Source organism: Allobosea sp. 117 (genome assembly GCF_000702305.1).
Taxonomy (GTDB): Bacteria; Pseudomonadota; Alphaproteobacteria; order Rhizobiales; family Xanthobacteraceae; genus Ancylobacter.
Window position 1 is genome coordinate 23,611 of record NZ_KL370890.1, and the last position, 17,410, is coordinate 41,020.

At 65.8% G+C, this 17,410-nt stretch carries 13 protein-coding genes and 1 pseudogene; 4 read left to right on the forward strand and 10 right to left on the reverse strand.

What is annotated here, in order from left to right; translation table 11 throughout:
* Positions 1–156: 156 nt before the first annotated feature.
* The 8 genes from cas2 to U742_RS0121350 all read right to left on the reverse strand — a co-directional run bounded on the left by cas2 (position 157) and on the right by U742_RS0121350 (position 9,755).
* Positions 157–447: a CRISPR-associated endonuclease Cas2 gene (gene cas2 / locus U742_RS0121315; RefSeq protein ID WP_029356780.1), complete on the reverse strand. Its 291-nt coding sequence runs from the start codon at positions 445–447 to the stop codon at positions 157–159.
* 3 nt (positions 448–450) lie between these two features.
* On the reverse strand, positions 451–1,482 hold the full coding sequence (gene cas1c, locus U742_RS0121320; protein WP_348981025.1) for a type I-C CRISPR-associated endonuclease Cas1c: 1,032 nt from the start codon (positions 1,480–1,482) through the stop codon (positions 451–453).
* Between the two features lie 16 nt (positions 1,483–1,498).
* Positions 1,499–2,140: a CRISPR-associated protein Cas4 gene (cas4, locus tag U742_RS0121325; protein WP_029356784.1), complete on the reverse strand. Its 642-nt coding sequence runs from the start codon at positions 2,138–2,140 to the stop codon at positions 1,499–1,501.
* A gap of 10 nt (positions 2,141–2,150) precedes the next feature.
* Positions 2,151–3,092, reverse strand: a complete 942-nt coding sequence (gene cas7c / locus U742_RS0121330; RefSeq protein ID WP_029356787.1) for a type I-C CRISPR-associated protein Cas7/Csd2 — start codon at positions 3,090–3,092, stop codon at positions 2,151–2,153.
* Positions 3,082–4,914 carry a type I-C CRISPR-associated protein Cas8c/Csd1 gene (gene cas8c / locus U742_RS0121335; RefSeq protein WP_029356790.1) on the reverse strand — a complete coding sequence of 611 codons (1,833 nt, stop codon included), beginning with the start codon at positions 4,912–4,914 and terminating at the stop codon, positions 3,082–3,084. Before cas8c ends, cas7c begins: the two co-directional genes overlap by 11 nt.
* Positions 4,911–5,588, reverse strand: coding sequence for a type I-C CRISPR-associated protein Cas5c (cas5c, locus tag U742_RS0121340; RefSeq protein ID WP_029356792.1), 678 nt, complete (start codon positions 5,586–5,588; stop codon positions 4,911–4,913). The genes cas8c and cas5c overlap by 4 nt, the downstream gene beginning before the upstream one ends.
* Before the next feature lie 172 nt (positions 5,589–5,760).
* Positions 5,761–8,103 (reverse strand): CRISPR-associated endonuclease Cas3'', encoded by a 2,343-nt coding sequence (locus U742_RS0121345; RefSeq protein WP_156034303.1) that lies wholly within the window; start codon positions 8,101–8,103, stop codon positions 5,761–5,763.
* Between the two features lie 638 nt (positions 8,104–8,741).
* On the reverse strand, positions 8,742–9,755 hold the full coding sequence (locus U742_RS0121350; RefSeq protein ID WP_029356796.1) for an IS110 family RNA-guided transposase: 1,014 nt from the start codon (positions 9,753–9,755) through the stop codon (positions 8,742–8,744).
* A gap of 143 nt (positions 9,756–9,898) precedes the next feature.
* Here U742_RS0121350 and U742_RS22315 point away from each other — a divergent pair.
* Positions 9,899–10,487, forward strand: a pseudogene (locus U742_RS22315) (transposase); the annotation flags it as partial.
* A gap of 131 nt (positions 10,488–10,618) precedes the next feature.
* Here the strand turns inward: U742_RS22315 and U742_RS0121360 are convergent.
* Complete coding sequence (locus U742_RS0121360; protein ID WP_029356798.1) at positions 10,619–11,221, reverse strand: TetR/AcrR family transcriptional regulator; 603 nt, start codon at positions 11,219–11,221, stop codon at positions 10,619–10,621.
* Positions 11,222–11,306: 85 nt separating this feature from the next.
* On the opposite strand from U742_RS0121360, the gene U742_RS0121365 reads away from it, so the two are divergent.
* Together U742_RS0121365 and U742_RS0121370 are read left to right on the forward strand one after the other, a co-directional pair.
* Complete coding sequence (locus U742_RS0121365) at positions 11,307–12,416, forward strand: efflux RND transporter periplasmic adaptor subunit (RefSeq protein WP_029356800.1); 1,110 nt, start codon at positions 11,307–11,309, stop codon at positions 12,414–12,416.
* The gene (locus U742_RS0121370) at positions 12,416–15,526 is read left to right on the forward strand and encodes an efflux RND transporter permease subunit (protein WP_029356802.1); all 3,111 of its coding nucleotides are present in this window, start codon (positions 12,416–12,418) and stop codon (positions 15,524–15,526) included. Before U742_RS0121365 ends, U742_RS0121370 begins: the two co-directional genes overlap by 1 nt.
* Positions 15,527–15,673: 147 nt before the next feature.
* Here U742_RS0121370 and U742_RS0121375 read toward each other — a convergent pair whose 3' ends face one another.
* Positions 15,674–16,567 carry a LysR family transcriptional regulator gene (locus U742_RS0121375; protein ID WP_029356804.1) on the reverse strand — a complete coding sequence of 298 codons (894 nt, stop codon included), beginning with the start codon at positions 16,565–16,567 and terminating at the stop codon, positions 15,674–15,676.
* A gap of 153 nt (positions 16,568–16,720) precedes the next feature.
* On the opposite strand from U742_RS0121375, the gene U742_RS0121380 reads away from it, so the two are divergent.
* Positions 16,721–17,374, forward strand: a complete 654-nt coding sequence (locus U742_RS0121380) for a hydrolase (RefSeq protein WP_029356806.1) — start codon at positions 16,721–16,723, stop codon at positions 17,372–17,374.
* The last annotated feature ends 36 nt before the right edge of the window (positions 17,375–17,410 follow it).

Consider the following 17,410-nt stretch of genomic DNA (forward strand, 5'->3'; position numbering starts at 1 on the left):
GGGAGAAAGCCGCCTCTTGCGCGATCCTCGACGCCTTGGGGGAAAAGGCGGTGGCGGATGAGCCGTTTGGCCGGAGGAGTTTGAGCGGCCGCAACGGTTTGCAGCCTGCGCGAACCGCCCTGCGCGGGCGTGTGCGCTAGTGGTTCGCGCAGGGGCTCAGAACAGCAGCGGCCCGTCGAGATCGAGGTTTGGTTTCGCGCCTACATGCTCGACCCGGCGTTTACCGTCCGCGCCGAGCCGATAGAAGCGCAGGCTGTCGGTCGCCTCGTCGATCTCGGCGATGAGCCGGGCCCGCAGCGCCACCCATTGCGATGGGTCGACCTCGCATTCGAACACCGAGTTCTGCACACGCTGGCCATAGTCGAGGCAGGCCCGCGCGACGCGGCGGAGCCGGCGGCGACCAGCCGCCGTCTCGGTCTGCACATCATAGGCGACCAGCATCAACATGCATCATTTCCAGACGAAGCCGGGATAGCCGTCGATATCGCCACGCAGATGGCGGGCCAGAAGCTGCGCTTGCGTATGTGCCACAAGGCCGAGCGGCAGCGTCTCGCCGAGGAAGGGGTGGATGAGTTCATCGCGCTTGCGCTCCTGCCAGGCGACAAGAACCTGCTTGCGCGCGGCGTCGGTCAGCCGTACGCCGCCCGTCTCCTCGACCGTGAAATCGTCCGGCGCGAGTTGCCGGCGATTGATCAGACTGAGCGCGAGCCGGTCCGCGAGGACGGGACGCAGTTCCTCCATCAGATCCAATGCGAGGCTGGTGCGGCCGGGCCGGTCGGCATGGAGGAAGCCGACCTGCGGGTCGAGGCCATGTGTCTCGAGGGCCGACCGGCAGTCATGACCGAGCAGTGCGTAGAAGAACGATAGCAGCGCGTTCATCCGGTCGAGTGGCGGGCGCCGCGAACGTCCGCCGAAGACGAAGGCGGGATCGCCGGATCGCAGCAGATGATTGAAGGCGCCGAAATAGACCTGCGCCGCCTCGCCCTCCAACCCGCGCAGCAGCTCGACGCTCGGCGCGCCGAGGGTACGGTGCGCCACATCAGTCAGGCGCCGCTCGGCGGCCTCCAGCGCCTCTCGCCTCCCAGCGGGCAGGGTCGCGCCATGGTCGCGCAGCGCCCGGCGGATGACGGTGCGCTGGTTCGCGGCCTTTGCGGCAACGATGCCGCGCACGACGGGCACGCCTCGCGCGGTATCATCCGCGGCGCGGAACTGCGCACGGCGGAGCAGTACGTTGCCGGTATGGGGCCCTTCGACGCGGGCGAGGAAGCGTCCGTTGGGGTCGAGATGCGATACGGTGATGCCGGCTTCCGCGCAGGCGGCCAGCAGCGCCGGGGAGGCGCCCGGCCGCCCGAAACTGACCACGCCCTCCAGCATGTGCAGCGGCGCGCGGCCCCGCTCCGTCCCGTCGACCTCGACGACCAGATTGGCCCCGTCCTTGCGCAGCCAGGCGTCTTCGCTAGTGACATATATGGTGTTGAGCATGCGCCGCATCGCCGCCTCACGATCCGATCTGCGCGACGAGCCAGCGTGCCACCGACGGGGGCTTTTCCAGCCGTGCCGGCTGACAGAAGGCTTCGAGCGAGCAGCGCCGACAGGCCGGCATATGGACCGGCGGTGGCGTCGTCTGCGCCGCAATCATGGCGCGCGCTGCCAAAGCTGTGTGTGCCGTCAGACTCCGTAGCGTGTCGTCAAAAAGCACGTTCAGACGGCGACGGGTTTCGCCATAGAACAGGGCGCCCTCGGGAACCGGCACGCCGAACGCTTCCTCGAGGCATATGGCCTGCGCGCAGAGCTGCACCTCGTCGGCGCGGTGAGCCTTGGGCTTGCCGCGCTTGTATTCGACCGGGAACGGCACGCCGGGCGCGCCACGAAATTCCACCACATCGGCCTTGCCAGTGACGCCGAGCGTCACCGAGCGTAACGCCAAGCCGCGCGCCGTGCGCACGCCCTGTCGGGTATCGGGTCGGCCGGAATCCGCCTTCTCGTGCAGCAGCCGGCCTTCCGCAGTGGCGACATCTTCTGCCCAGAGCTGCTCGACATGGATCAGCGCGCATTGGCGTGGGCAGAACAGATAGTGCTGCAGCGCCGAGAGCGGGATCAGCGCCTCCTCCGTCTCACGATCGATGGGGGAGGCGCTCATAGGCTGCCTTCTACCTTTCGATGATCTCGATGCTGTCGGGCAGGCTATCGCGGTCGATAGTGATAGCGTAATCCTCGAAGCTGCGGGCCGGCGGGGCGTTGTCGAGCTTCTCGTCGCCGGGCTTGTTTTTCTCGTCCCGGAACACCCGCCAAGTCTTCACGCGGTCGAACAGCTCGTTGGCCTTCGCATTTCCCAGCGCCGAGGCGTGGCGGAAGATGACCAGCTTACGCGTCGCCATCTCGCCGCGCGCGGCGGAGCGATCATGCTCGAACATGTTGGCGAGCGCCTCGAACAGAAGGTCGAGATCGGCCTCGGAGAAGCCGGTGCCTTTGGTCGGGTGCGAGGCGAGCGAGGCGGAGACATAGCCATGGGCACGGTAGAGGCCATAGGGCACGATATGCTTGCGGCCCATGGTGCGCCCGCCCTTGGCGTCGGCATCAGCTTCCGTGGTCGCGGCGAGGCGGGTGATGGAAATTTCCAGCGGCAGGATCGGCTCGACGGAACGGGCGAAGTTGATCTGCACCGGCCCGCGCACCTGCCCTGCATTGACGCCGGTGGTCATGACGGCGCCGAAGCTGCGGATGTCCCAGAAATTGGCGCACATCCAGGCGGTGAGTTCGCGGGACTTGGCCTCTTCCTTCGGTCCTTTCTTGAGCTCGTCTGCCTTGGTGACATCCGGCAGTACCGCCGCCCAGGCGCGCTTGTGCTCGTTGTTGAGAGTGGCGCCATCGCGCATGTAGATCTCGTGGCCGGGTAGGTCGGGCCGGGCCAATGCCACGTAATTGCGGATCTTGCGCTTCAGCGCGACGTCGGAGACTAGCCCCTGATTGGTCTCCGGATCGAGGCGCGGCATGTTGCCGGCGTCGGGGTCGCCGTTCGGGTTGCCGTTCACGACGTCGAAATAAAGCACGAATTCGTGCCGGCGCGTGAGGCCGCTGGTCTCAGTCGTCATGGGCGTTGTCCTCCACGTCGGTGCTGGCGAGGTCGATGCCGGCAAGCTCTTCCTCGGCTTCGCGGTTGGCGAACTGTCCCTTGCGCTGGTGGTAGTAGCCGAGCACGAAGCGCCCCTGCTTTTCGAGCGGCAGCGAGCGCGGCAGGTGGTCGTCGAGCCGGTTGGTGATCTCCTCGATCTCGCGCTCCAGCCAGACGCCCTTGCCGCTCTTCCTGAGCTTGCCGAGGTGGTTCTGCGCACCGCGCATGAGCAGCGGGAACACACTGGCGGGCGTCGCCGAGGCGGCGCCGAAATAGCGGTCGCGAATGGTGGCGTTGACCCTGCCGAGCGCCATGCGCTGTGCCGTCTCATAGGCGGCGAAGAGGCGGCCGAGCTGATAGGCAGGATCGGCATTCTCCCTGTGGAGACTCACGGGCAGTTCCTCCTTGGCGCATTCATGGCTTGTAGGCGCGTGCGGTTCGGGTCTGTTCAGGCGGAAGTCGCGGACGAGCACCGCGCGGATCACGGCAGCGTGCCAGCCCGTCGCGGGATCGTCGCCCGCGCGCAGCCGCATCATCGCCGCAGCCAGAAGCGAGCGCGGATAGCGTGTACCTTCAAGCACCGCTCGCGCCACCTCGCCCGCCAGCAGCGGCGGGATGTTCTCGTATTTCTCCAGCATCGCCGTCGTTTTGAGCAGCAGCCACGAGATGGAGGGCGGCCGCTCGCCCCACGGCTTCGGCTCGATGGCTAGGTCGCGGTAATGTTCGGCCAGCCGCTGCACGAAGACACCGAAATCATCGGTCAGCCAGTAGCGAACCGACAGTCGGGCGGCGTTGGGCGCGAGGCCGAGGACGTGGAAGCGGGTCCTGGGATGCAGCCGAGCATCGAGCGTTTCGACGCCACGCCCCTGCATGATGAGCTCGAGCTGCTCGCGGACCTTGCGCGCTTGGTCGGGATCGTCCGGCGGCTCGGCTGCCGTAGCGAACCAGTCCTCCGCCGCCTGCGCCGCCGCCTCGTCGGCCACGACGGACGTATCGGCCCAGAACACAACCGTGGCGTCACCGATGCCGCGTGCGAGGCGGTTGCGGCTGGCGCGCTCCAACATGCCATTCAGCGCCGCGCCGTAGCGGAAAGCGGCCTCCTCGGAGGTCGGAGCATTGTCGCCCTGTTCCTTGCCGTAGGAGGTGAAGGCGTCGAGGTTGAAAGATACCAGCGCCGCACCGGAGGTCTGCGCACCATTCACCCCCTTGATGGTAGGGTGCAGCCGTTGCGCGACGGCCATGTTGCCGGTGACGAGGCAGGCCACGCGCGCGCCTGGGCCATTTGCCCCTGCCGCAAGCAGGGCCCGCGCCGCTTCGCGCTCGTGGATGAAGCGCATCTCGCCCTGGAGGCGGAAGATGATGTTGGCGTCGAGCAGGTCGGGATGGAAGGGCGGCGCGTCAAAGCGTTCCGGCGTCCAGCTCTCCAGGAAGCGATACAGCGCGACGAGGCCGGGATCATCGGCGGCGGCGAGCAGATCGAGATGCATGGTCTTGAAGGCTTCGTGTTCCAGCGCCGTGCGCTTGCCTTCGTCCGCCGTGCGGCCGAGCACATAGGCGCTCTTGTCCCAGAACAGGTTGGGCAGGATACCGGCCGTGCGCTTCACCGCTGCCGGGACCGAGAGCAATTGCGGCACCAGCTTCTTTCCGCTTTGTGCCCGAAGATCGATGACCGCCACGGGCGTGCCATCGGAGGCAATCTCGATGGCGAAGCTGATCTTTTCCCGCGAAAAACCCGGCGGCTCCGCTTTCCCCCGCGCGGCCATCCGCTCGTAGTAACGGTCGAGGGCCTGAAGAACCGTCATGCCACGGTCCCCACGGCGAGGCAGGCATTGACGTCCAGCACACCATTCGTCAGCCGCGCCTGGAAGAAGCGCGAGGTGTTGCCGTCGGCGAAGTCGATATCGTGAAGCATCCAGCCGAGATCGCGATCGCGCTGGTCGTCGGGCAACCGGCTTTCCGGCAGCGGGGCCCCGGCGGCGATCAGTTCGAAATCGGCCACGCATTCGCGGGTGCCGAGGCAGGGGCGGTGAAAGCACTGCCCGGCCGCTGCCCGACGATTGAACATGCTGAGATGCTTGGCCTCGCTGTCCTCCGGGCCCGCCTTTGCAGTCAGCTCGAAATGCGCCTCGATGACATAGGCGACGTCGTTCAGGAACATCGTCGCGCGCTGCTGGCGATTGTCATCGACCACGAAGCCGAGACCCGCCGTGCTGCCGGCGCGCATCGCCGTGCCGGCCGACGCCGCGCTGGCCTTGGCGCCGACCTCGTTGCGCCGGAAGGACTGAAACCGGATGGGTTTCAGAACATGAATGCGGTCAATGACCCACCGGATTGCCGGCTTCCAGTGGATGGCCTCAAGAATGCCGCGCGCCGCCGAAGGGGTCATCACGTCATAGGAGACGCGCTCGACCTTCATCTCCGGGCGTGTAAAGCACGCCCGCTCACCCCAGACATGCAGCCTGACACCGTAGGACATCTACCACCTCGGCTACAACGCAGAATCAGCTGTATCAAAGCACCTCAAACCAGATGCCCGAAGGGGGCAATTGCCGTTGGGAGAGACGGCTAACTTTTCCACCGACGATTGCAGAGGCTGAACCAAGCGCTGAAGCCATCTCGGTCAAAAAAGTGCTGCTCGACATTCGTATTTAGATGACGTTCAGTGCCACATTCCGGTACGTGATGTCGGCTAGGTCGACGCCGGTCTCTGGCAGGTAGAGGGCCAGATCGGCGAAGGCCAGAATCGCCTTGTCGAGCGCTGGGTGCACGGGTGTCAGCACGCCACGCAGCAGCCACTCGTCCCGTGCCTTTTTCGGGATCGGCACAACATATTGCTGCAGGCGCCGCAGGTCGGCGGCGCGCGGCAGTTCCGCCGCCGCAATACGCGCCAGCAGGTTCTTTGCATCGTCGTCCTGCGGATCAGCCTTCCACGGCACCACCACCGGCTCCATCACGTCCTCGTCGATCATGCAGAACGCCTCGGCGATGGAACGGAAGGGAAAGTCCAGGCTTCGGGCCGCCTCGCCGAGGGCGGGAAGGATGCCGGGATAGGCCCCCACCTTCGCCGCATCGAACGCCTCAGCCGCGTCGCCCTTCTGCCAGTACAGCTCGGCGAAATAGTCCTTCACCGCGTCGAGGCCGAGCGGGTCGGCGTGTTTGTCGAGCACCGGCTGCGCCGCCTGCCAGCGCAGCTTTATGTCATGCTGCAGATACCCCTCCACCGGTTCGAACACCACCACGCGCCCGAGCCGGGTCGGGTCCTCGGCATCGCGCAACTCGCCCTCGCGGTTGCAGCGGCCAGCGGCCTGCGCGATGGCATCGATTCCAGTTGCGGCACGCCACACTTCGGGAAAGCTGATGTCGACGCCCGCCTCGATCAGCGAGGTCGCCACGAGCCGCACAGGCTCGCCGGCCTTCAGCTTTGCCCGCAGTTCGTCCAGCACCAGCCGTCGATGGCGGGCGCACATCAGCGTGGAAAGATGCACGGCGCCCGGCAGCGTGCGGATGGCGTCGAACAGCGCCCGCGCGTGCCCCCGCGTGTTGACGATGCACAGCATCTGCGCCCGATTGGCGAAGCGCGCGGCGATGACGTCGGCGGCGATCGGGGTCTCTAACCGCTCCACCGCCACACGCTTCAACGCTGCGTAGAGGCCGGCCGGATCGGGCGCCAGTTCGCGTTCCGGAGGCAGGTCGAGCCCGATGGGCGTGCGGGCCTTGTCGAGCAGGGCGCCGTCGACCTGGCGCAGCGCCGGCTGAGTCGCCGTGCACAGCACCACGCTGGTGCGGTAGTTGCGGGCCAGCTGATCGATGACCGCCAGGCTCGGCAGCAGCAACGGCAACGGCAGGGTCTGCACCTCGTCCAGCACCACCACGCTGCCGGCGATGTTGTGCAGCTTGCGGCAACGCGAGGTGCGATTGGCGAACAGGCTCTCGAAGAACTGCACCGCCGTTGTGACGACGATCGGCACGTCCCAGTTCTCCGCTGCCCGTTGGAGCTTGGCGACAGCGCTGGGGGCCTCGTCGTCGGCCAGCCGTTCCTTGCGTGCCTTCTCCCAGTCGAAGCTGGCGTGATGTTCGAGAATGTCGTCGCTCCCGCCAAGCGCCTGCCGGAAAACGTCGGCCGTCTGCTCGATGATCGAGGTGTAGGGAATGACATAGATGATACGGCGCAGACCGTGGCGGACCGCGTGCTCCAGCGCGAAGGAAAGCGAGGCGAGCGTCTTGCCGCCGCCGGTCGGCACGGTGAGGCTGAACAGGCCCGGCTCCAGCGCAGCCTTGGCCATGGCGTGGTCGAGAATGCCGGCGCGCAGCGCGTTGAGTGGCGTCGGCTTGGCGGTGGCGCGCTTGCCCGCCATGAAGGCGGCGAGCCGGTCACGCAGCGCGACGAGACCGGTGTGATTGCCCCGCTCGATCGTCTCGCCGGTCGCCCCCGCGTAGAAGCGCTCCGTAGCGATGAAATCGGCATCGACGAGGCAGGAGAACAGCATTCGAAAGAGGAAGCTCAGGGCGAAGCCTCTCGGCCCTCCCGTCGGCGGCGGCGCGCGCGGCCTCAGCTCTGGCGCCTCCGGCAAAGGCTCGGCATGGTGTTGCCAGTCTGCCGGGACCAGCCGATGAGCCGCGTCCATGCGACGGTTCAGATCACTGCCATCGGCGAGGCCCGCATGATGGGCGGCGATGATGGCGGCGAGGACCATGCCGAGCGCCCTCCCGGGGCCCTTGCCATAGCGGTCGAGCGCGATGCGCGCCCCGGCGGAGGAATGGTCGCCGCCAGAGAGACGCCGTCCGGCGATATACGCCTGGAACTCCGGCGACACCTTGCCGATGTCGTGCAGCAGCCCGGCGAGGCGCAAGACTTCCGCCCAACCGAGCGGTTGCGCGAACTCCGCGGCGAGGGTACCGACGGCGGCGCTGTGGGCGGGGAGCGTCTCCCAGTTCTCGGGCGGCTGGCCCAGAAGCGAGTGTGCGTAGACGGTAGTCATGGGCGCGAACACGTTCTTGACGGCCGAAGCGTCGGCTCTCGACGCATCAGCCAAAGTCAGGGGAGGAGAGATTCTGATTCATGCCAGAAACTGCGTCGGCACGCCGACCGATGGTCCGCAGTTTGATCGCCATAGCTGAGGACGCAAAGCCAGAGATTTGATCTGTGGGCATTCTGGAAAGACGAGCCGGAACAAGTTGGGATGATTGCCGCCGAGGAGCTCCCAGAATTTGGGCCGCGGAGCGCCCGGATGAAACACCGCGTTGGCCGATATCAGAGTTCGATCTGCTCTGAATTCGTTCGCAATCCGCGCTATTCGGCCCCGTCGGTTTAGGGCAGAGAGCGCCAGAGGCAGACCTTGTTAAGTGGGTGTCTGAATGTCCGGCATGGCGCCGATAGTGTTCTCTAATAGGTCAAGGGTAGCAGCTCAGTTTGAGAGCGATATCGACGCTTTCGGGTGCCTGCGTTCTCTACGTGCTCATGGGCACTTGATGGGGTTGGCTGGGCGTGGAGCAGCTTGGTTGAAACCGCAGTCGGCCGACAGATCGGCAGCATGCGACAGAATCGGCGCCGTCATCCATTCCCTCCCTCGGGCGTCGCTCCCGCTCGGGAGCTGTTACGGCCTCCTGTGTGATCCGGCGCCGAGATCGGCTACGCCGGCTTGAACTCCGTGCCGTGCCGGAGCATGGCGTGCATGATGATGGCGAGCCGCCGGGCAAGCGCGACCCGCGCCTTCCGCATGCTGGATCGCTTGGCGATGCCCAAAGCCCATTCCTTCAGCTTCAGAGATCCTCGGTAGCGCGTGAGCATGACGTTCGCAGCCTCGTAGAGGAGCGTGCGCACGCGCCGGTCGCCGCATTTGGAGATGCTGCCGGTGTAGTCGACCTCGCCGGATTGATAGCGACGCGGCACCAGGCCCAGATAGGCGCCGATGTCTCGGGAGCGCCGGAAGCGTTCGGGGTCGTCGACGGCAGCCGTGAAGGCGAGCGCCGTGATATGGCCGACGCCCGGGATCGTCATCAATTGGCGGCAGGCTTCAGATGACCTGGCCAGCTTCTTCATGTCGGCATCGATGGCCGTGATGGCGGAGAGCACGGCGCCGCGCGCCGCGATGAGGCCTCGCATAGCGGCGGACAGGCCATCGATCCCTTCGCTTGCTCGCAGCGCCTGCTCGATGAAGGCAGGGTTGAGCGCTCGCGGCAAACGGACACCGAACACCACGGCGAGCCCGCGGATCTGGTTCTCCATCATCACACGCTGCCCGACCAGTTTCTTGCGGGCGATGATCAGCGAGCGAATGGCGTGTGCCGGGAGCGACTTCACGTGCGTTGGCTTGAAGAAGCCGGTTCGGGCGAGATGCGCCAGGCCGCGCGCATCGTTGCGGTCGGTCTTGTGGGTCGCCAGCGACTTGAGCGCCTGATAGGCCTGCCGGCTCTCGATACAGACCACCGGCAGGCCGAAGGCGACCAGGCCATGGTAGAGCATTGGCGCCATCCGACCGGTCTCGAAGACGACCCGCCGACACGCTGGAGCCCTCGCCAGTTCTGCCTCGATGGCGTCCGGCGCAGATGTGGCCTTTGCTTCGTGAACAATAGCCCCGTCCCGGTCGACAACGCAGATGTGCGTCGCTTCCATCGAGACATCCAGGCCCGCAAAATACTCCATGGTGGGTCTCCTCTTCCAATGACGGAGCCGAGCGTATCGGTCTCCGCAGAAGAGCTGCCGCCTATTACCCCATGTTGAAAAAGTCGGTGTTGCTGGGTGTGTGAAGCCCTGATTCAGTCGTCCTTGGGATGGAGGACAGGCTGATGATGGGCGAGCGGACGGGAGCGCAGGAGGCGCTGTTCTACGAGTTCGGCCTCGAGCGGTACATCCCGGCCGCCACCTTGTGCGGGCCGTTGATAGGTTCGTCGACCTGACCAACATCCGCGCGTACCTCAGGCCCTTCTACAGCGAGACCGGCCGGCCATCGATTAACCCGGAGCTGATGATCCGGATGCTGCTCGTTGGCTATTGCTTTGGGATCCGCTCCGAGCGGCGGCTGTGCGAGGAGGTTCCGGCTGAGGCTGGAAGGCCGCGTGCCTGACCATTCCACATTCTCGAAGAACTGTCATGGCGCTTCCGCGACAGTGACCTGTTGCGCGAGTTGTTCGAGACGACAGTCCGACGCCGCGTCGAGCAGGACCTGGTGGGTGGCGAAGGCTTCGCCGTCGATGCCAGCCCGATCACGCCAACAAGCAGCGGTCCGCCGCGGCCTCGGAACAAGTGGACTGGGAGGGTCTCGCCAAGACCCGTCGCTCGGTCCGGGAATATCTCGACACGCTCGACGAGGCGGCTCGGGGTGCGGCCAGCGAGGTGAAGCCGAAATTTGTCTCAAAGACTGATCCGGCGGCACGGCCACCCCGGCAATCATGGTCAGAGCCAGCGCCCGTCCGAGCGCCTCGCCGTCGGCGCGAGCTGGCGCTGACATCACGTTTCACTCCAAGGAGGCAACGGTTGCGCTGCGCGCCTCGGCCGAAGACAAGGTCTTAGCACTGTCCTGGCCGTGCATCGCCAGCAGATGACGCTGCCAGCACGCTCCTAGCGGCCGCTTGCAGGAACCGCTTCGACAAGTGCGTATCATTGACGGCGCGCGCCAGGAGCACCGCTCCGACCATCGTCGAGAGAGCAGCCATGGCTTTGCTGCCCGGCTCCTCGCCGTCGGCGTCGACCATCCATCGACCGAGCAGCGCGAGGTATTCTTGGATTCCGGCTTCGAATGACGCCTTCACGTCGGCACCCTGTCTGGCGGCATCCGAGCCAAGGGCGACGACCGGGCAGCCATCCATCCTCTCCGCGCAGTGCTCCGCGCTGAGATAGAACGCGATCACCTCGCCGAGCGGGTCCTGGGGATTGGCCGCGGCCGCGTCCGACCATCGGCGGAAAGCGCTCTCCAACGCCCGCCTGGAAGCCTGCGCCGCCAGATCGTCCTTGGAGTGGAACTGCTTGTAGAACGCGCCCTGCGTCAGCCCGGCGCTCTCCATCAGGCCCTTCAGGCCGATTCCATCGAAGCCGCGTTCCCGAAACAGGCGGCTTGCCACATTGATCACCGTCTGCCGGTTCTCCTCGGCCTGCACACGACTGACCCTCATCATCGGCCTCCATAATTAGATTGCGTTCGACATCTATATCCAATATAGAGTTCACTCGCAATCTAATACAGCGAGTGCCACGGCCATGAAAAGGAAGCCTGCCATTGTACTGGGAGGCGTGCTCGTTGCGGGGGTGGGGGCGGCTGCCTTCGCCGCGCTTTCGCTTCGCACGCAGGAAGCATCCGCCGTGAGCGATCCGCGGCAGGAGGCGCCGATTGTCAGGCTGACCACGGCTGCGCGGGTGAGCGGGACCGAACGCGGCTTCACGGGCATCATCGGGGCGCGGGTGCAGAGCAATCCCGGCTTTCGCGTTCCCGGGAAAATCATAGAGCGGCTCGTGAACGTTGGTGAGCAGGTCAAGGCCGGCCAACCGCTGATGCGGATCGACGAAGCCGACCTTCGCCTTGCACTCACGGCCAAGCGCAACGCGGCCGCCGCGGCTCGTGCAGCTTTCGTTCAGTCGGAAGCGGATGAGCGACGATACGCCAAGCTGGTGAGCGATGGCTGGTCTTCCCGACAGCGCTACGAACTGGCGAAAGCCGCGCTGGATACGGCCGCGGCGCAACTCGCAGCGGCCGAAGCCGACGCGCGGGTCGCGGAGAACGAGACGACCTATTCGGTTCTGGTGGCGGACGCAGATGGTACGGTCGTCGAAACGCTCGGCGAACCGGGCCAGGTGGTCTCCGCCGGCCAGCCGGTGGTCCGGCTCGCCCAGGCGGGGCCTCGCGAAGCGGTGGTTGCATTGCCCGAGACGATCCGGCCGGCGATCGGCTCGACAGCCGAGGCCAGCATGTATGGAGGTGATGGCCGCCGCTATGCGGCACATCTGCGGCAGTTGTCGGATTCCGCCGATCCCCAGACCCGCACCTACGAGGCGCGCTACGTGCTCGACGGCGAGGCCGCATCAGCACCGCTGGGCGCGACGGTAACCATTCGGCTTGCGAGCCAGGCGAGCCAGCCGCAAGTCCAGGTGCCGCTCGGAGCCGTGCTTGATGACGGCGAGAAGACCGGCGTTTGGGTTTTGGACCGCGCCACCTCGACGGTAACGTTCCGGCCCGTCAGGTTGGTGCGCGTGACCACCGAAACAGCCGTGATCTCCGGGCTGAACTCAGGGGATCCGGTCATTTCGCTCGGCGCTCATCTTCTGCAGGAAGGCGCTCACGTCCGCACCGCTTCTCAAAGCGGGGGCAACTGATGAGCCTCAATCTTTCCGCGATCGCCGTCCGCGAACGGGCGGTCACTCTGTTCTTCATCCTGCTGCTGGTGGCCGCCGGCGCCTACGCCTTCGTCATGCTCGGGCGGGCGGAGGACCCGAACTTCACCATCAAGACCCTGACGGTCACCACGGCGTGGCCGGGCGCGACGGCGCGCGAGATGCAGGACCTGGTCGCCGAGCCGCTGGAGAAGCGGATTCAGGAGCTGACCTGGTACGACCGGGTCGAGACGACCACGCGGCCGGGCTACGCCTATATGACGGTCACACTGAAGGACAGTACGCCGCCATCGGTCGTGCAGGAGGAGTTCTATCAGGCCCGCAAGAAGCTCGCGGACGAAGCCCGCAACCTGCCGTCCGGCGTCTACGGCCCCTTCGTCAACGACGAATATTCGGATGTGAGCTTCGCCCTTTATGCGCTGAAGGCCAAGGGCATGCCGATGCGCGAGCTGACCCGGCAGGCCGAGGTGATCCGCCAGGACCTCCTGCACGTGCCCGGCGTCAAGAAGATCAACATTCTCGGTGAACGTCCCGAACAGATTTTCGTCGAGTTCTCCCACGCCAAGCTGGCAACCCTAGGCGTGTCGGCGCTGGACATCGTCGCCGCCTTGCAGCGGCAGAACACCGTCACGCCGGCGGGCTCGATCGATACGCGGGGGCCGCGGGTCTTCATCCGGGTCGACGGTGCGTTCGATAGCATTCAGACGATCGCCGACACCCCGATCGTCGCTGCGGGGCGGACGCTGAAGCTTTCTGACATCGCCGAGGTTCGCCGCGGCTATGAAGATCCTCCCACCTACCTCATCCGACGTCAGGGCGAGCCCACCATCATGCTCGCGGCGGTCATGCAGGAGGGCGGGGATGGTCTCGCGCTGGGCAAGGCGCTGGAGGACAGGACCGCGGCTATCGCACAGACGCTGCCGCTCGGGATGACGCTCGACAAGGTGACCGATCAGGCCGTGAACATCGCCTCGGCGGTCGACGAATTCATGATGAAGTTTGCGATGGCGCTCGGCGTCGTGCTGCTGGTGAGCCTCGTCAGCCTCGGGTGGCGCGTCGGTATCGTCGTGGCGGCCGCCGTCCCGCTGACCCTTGCCGTCGTGTTCCTCATCATGCTCGAGACCGGCCGGTTCTTCGACCGCATCACGCTCGGCGCCCTCATCCTGGCGCTCGGCCTGCTCGTCGACGACGCCATCATCGCCATCGAGGTGATGGTGGTGAAGATGGAAGAGGGCATGGACCGCATCAGGGCGGCGGCCTATGCGTGGAGCCATACTGCGGCACCGATGCTGTCGGGTACGCTGGTAACGATCGCCGGCTTCCTGCCCGTCGGCTTCGCCCGCTCGACCGCCGGCGAATATGCCGGCAACATCTTCTGGGTCGTCGGCTTCGCGCTCATCGTATCCTGGATCGTCGCGGTGATCTTCACGCCCTATCTGGGCGTCAGGATGCTGCCGGAGATCAAGCCGATCCCGGGCGGGTCGCACGCGATTTACGATACGCCGACCTATCGCCGCCTGCGCAGCCTCATCACCTTTGCCGTGCGCCACAAATTCCTGACCTGCGCCGTCGTCGGCATCGCCTTCGCACTGTCCGTTGTCGGCATGGGCGCGGTGAAGCAGCAGTTCTTCCCGACATCCGACCGGCCGGAAGTGCTGGTGGAGGTCCGCCTGCCGGAAGGCACCAGCATTGAGACCACGACCGCCACGGTCGAAAAGCTAGAACATTGGCTGGACAGCCAGCCCGAGGCCAGGATCGTCACGAGCTATGTCGGCCAGGGCGCGCCGCGCTTCTTCTTCGCGATGGCGCCGGAGCTGCCCGATCCCGCCTTCGCCAAGATCGTCGTGCTGACCCCCGACGCCGAGGCGCGCGAGGCGTTGAAGCATCGCCTGCGCGACGCACTGGCGCAGGGGCTGGCTCCCGAGGCCTATGTCCGCGTCACCCAGCTCGTCTTCGGTCCCTATACGCCGTTCCCGGTCGAGTTCCGGGTCACGGGACCCGATCCCGCGCAGCTCTACGGCATCTCGGAAAAAGCTCTCGCCATCATGCGCGGCGTGCCCGACGTGCGGCAGGCCAATCGCGACTGGGGCAACCGCACACCCGTGCTGCGCTTCGTGCCGGATCAGGATCGGCTGAATCTGCTCGGCCTGTCGCCGGCGGAGGTCGGCCAGCAGCTTCAATTCCTCCTCACCGGCATCCCTGTCACGCAGGTGCGCGAGGATATCCGGAATGTCCCGATCGTGGCGCGTAGCGCCGGGTCCGAGAGACTCGATCCGACGCGGCTCGCGGATTTCTCGCTGATGAGCCGCGACGGGCGTCAGATCCCGCTCGACCAGATCGGGCATTCCGAAATCCGCATGGAGGAACCGATCCTCAAACGCCGCGACCGGACCCCCGTCATCACGATCCGCTCGGACATCAACGAGACGACCCAGCCTCCGGAGGTCTCAAAGCAGATCATGACCGCACTCCAGCCGCTGATCGCCTCGCTTCCGGCCGGCTACAGCATCCGGTTCGGCGGATCGATCGAAGAGGCCGGCAAGGCCAATGCCGCCCTGGGCAAGGTCTTTCCGCTGATGATCGCCGTGACGCTCGTCGTCATCATGCTCCAGGTGCGGTCCTTTTCGATGATGGCGATGGTGATGCTGACGGCTCCGCTCGGCGTTGTCGGGGTGGTCCCGACATTGATCGCCTTCAACCAGCCCTTCGGATTCAACGCCATCCTTGGCCTGATAGGCCTCGCCGGCATCCTGATGCGCAACACGCTGATCCTGACCGAACAGATCAAGGAGAACCGCGTGGCCGGCCTCGACGACTATCACGCCGTCATCGAGGCCACGGTGCAACGCACGCGCCCCGTGATCCTCACCGCCCTTGCCGCCGTGCTCGCCTTCATCCCCCTGACGCACTCCGTCTTCTGGGGGTCGATGGCCTATACGCTGATCGGCGGCACGGCGGTCGGCACGGTGCTGATCCTGCTCTTCCTGCCCGCGCTCTATGCCGCATGGTTCCGGATCAAGCCGATCGCAGACGAGGCTCCAGAGATCTCGGCTGAGCAGCCGGAGCTGCGCACAGCAATGGCTGCCGAGTAGGGCTCTGCCAGCGCGTGAGATGCTCGCCCGCTGGCAGAACCCGCACTGACCGCTTGACGTTTCCTGTTGGGAGCGCGGGAAGGGTGACGCGTCATGGCGCGACCGTCGAGCGCAATTCCTCAATAAGGCCTCGCCCCGCTCGCGCTCTTACCGGTCGAGGCCCCAAACGTCCGGATTTCGTGCGAAGTACTCGATCAGCATCTCCGTGAGCACCCTCACTTTCCGCGTGGGATGCTGACCCGGCGGCCGGACGACATACGCGCCTGCCGAAGGTGGGGGATAGCGCGTCATCACCGGAACGAGCGCGCCGGAGGCCACATATTCGTGCGTGATGCAGTCGGGGAGCCAGGCAATGCCCAGTCCTGCCGCCGCGGCGGCGGCGAGCGCCGTCGCGTTGTCGGCCTTGAACCTGCCCTGCGGCTGAACCGTGATGACCTTGTCGCCATCCATGAACTGCCAGGCTTCCGTTCCTTGCATGAGCGCCTGGTGGCTGGCGAGCTGCTCTACCGTCTCGGGTGAACCATGCGCTCTGATGTAGTCAGGGCTTGCGACAAGCTTTCCATAGATCGGCCCGATGCGCTTCGCGATCAGGTTGGAGTCCTGAAGGTAGCCGACCCGGATCGCGCAATCGAAACCCTCCGCGATCAGATCGACGAAGCGATCGCCGTAGGAGGTGTGGATATGGAGCAGCGGGTGGTGTTGCGCCATTTGCGCAACCACCGGGGCAAAGTGGGTCGGGCCGAAAGAAAGCGGCATGGCAATCCTCAGGCGGCCGCGCAGCTCACCGGTGGGGAGGATCGCTTCCCTCGCGGTGTCGATCTCGGCGCTGGCCCGGGCCGCATGATCCCTGAACGTGATACCCGCTTCCGTGAGCGCGGCGCCGCGGGTCGTTCGCGCAAGAAGCTGGACGCCTAGCTCCGCTTCGATCCGGAGAAGCCGCCGACTGACGATCGACTTGGAGACGCCGAGCCGGCGCGCGGCGGCCGATACACCCCCGGCATCGGCCACGGCGACGAAAGTCTGCAGATCCTCGATGTCCAAGTTGGCGTTCCCCGTTTTGCGACACAGCGTGCCGGTCTATGGCACTATCTCATCACCTAACGGAACGGCAAATTGCGCCCGGCAAGCGTCGCCCGCTGGCGCATGTCTTCCGCAAAACCAGCGCCGCTCCAAACGGCAGCAAAGGACGCAGCAATGACTTTTCGTAACGGCCTTGCTTCGCTTCTTCGTCCCGAAGACTCGGTCCTCGTTCTGATCGATCACCAGCCCTACCAGCTCGCCAACCTGAACAGCCACGAGCCGCAGATGGTGATCAACAATACGGCGGCCCTTGCGAAGACCGCCAGGGCCTTCGGTGTCCCCACCATCCTGACCTCCGTGATCGCCGAGCGGGGCGGGCTGCTGTTCCCCCAGATCACCGAGGTGTTTCCGGGCCAGGAGGTGATCGACCGGACGCTCATCAACACCTGGCAGGACCCGAAGGTGGTGGATGTGGTCAAGGCGACCGGACGCAAGCAGTTGATCATCGCCGGCCTGTGGACCGAGGTGTGCGTCGCCATGCCGGTGATCCAGGCTCTCGGCGAGGGCTGGGATGTAACGGTGGTCACCGATGCCTCCGGCGGCATTTCGGTCGAATCCCACGAGGTCGCCATAAAGCGCATGATCGCCGCCGGCGCGAACGTGATGACCTGGATGGCTGTGGCCGGCGAATGGCAGCGCGACTGGGCCCGGCTCGACACCGCCGTCAAGCTGACCGAGGTGCTCGTGCAGCACGGGGGCGGCAGCGGCATCGCCTATCTGTGGGAGCAGCAACTGCTCCGCACGCCGGTGCCGAGCGCCGCAGGCTGATCAGAGTCGGGATGGCGGGGAGCTCGATACGCGTCG

Bases quoted from the DNA above. Each gene is read 5' to 3' on its own strand.
- cas7c (WP_029356787.1), bottom strand. From the start codon at position 3,092: ATGACGACTGAGACCAGCGGCCTCACGCGCCGGCACGAATTCGTGCTT.
- U742_RS0121370 (WP_029356802.1), top strand. From the start codon at position 12,416: ATGAGCCTCAATCTTTCCGCGATCGCCGTCCGCGAACGGGCGGTCACT.
- cas5c (WP_029356792.1), bottom strand. From the start codon at position 5,588: ATGTCCTACGGTGTCAGGCTGCATGTCTGGGGTGAGCGGGCGTGCTTT.
- cas8c (WP_029356790.1), bottom strand. From the start codon at position 4,914: ATGACGGTTCTTCAGGCCCTCGACCGTTACTACGAGCGGATGGCCGCG.
- cas1c (WP_348981025.1), bottom strand. From the start codon at position 1,482: ATGCTCAACACCATATATGTCACTAGCGAAGACGCCTGGCTGCGCAAG.
- U742_RS0121365 (WP_029356800.1), top strand. From the start codon at position 11,307: ATGAAAAGGAAGCCTGCCATTGTACTGGGAGGCGTGCTCGTTGCGGGG.
- U742_RS0121360 (WP_029356798.1), bottom strand. From the start codon at position 11,221: ATGAGGGTCAGTCGTGTGCAGGCCGAGGAGAACCGGCAGACGGTGATC.
- U742_RS0121350 (WP_029356796.1), bottom strand. From the start codon at position 9,755: ATGGAGTATTTTGCGGGCCTGGATGTCTCGATGGAAGCGACGCACATC.
- cas2 (WP_029356780.1), bottom strand. From the start codon at position 447: ATGTTGATGCTGGTCGCCTATGATGTGCAGACCGAGACGGCGGCTGGT.
- U742_RS0121380 (WP_029356806.1), top strand. From the start codon at position 16,721: ATGACTTTTCGTAACGGCCTTGCTTCGCTTCTTCGTCCCGAAGACTCG.
- cas4 (WP_029356784.1), bottom strand. From the start codon at position 2,140: ATGAGCGCCTCCCCCATCGATCGTGAGACGGAGGAGGCGCTGATCCCG.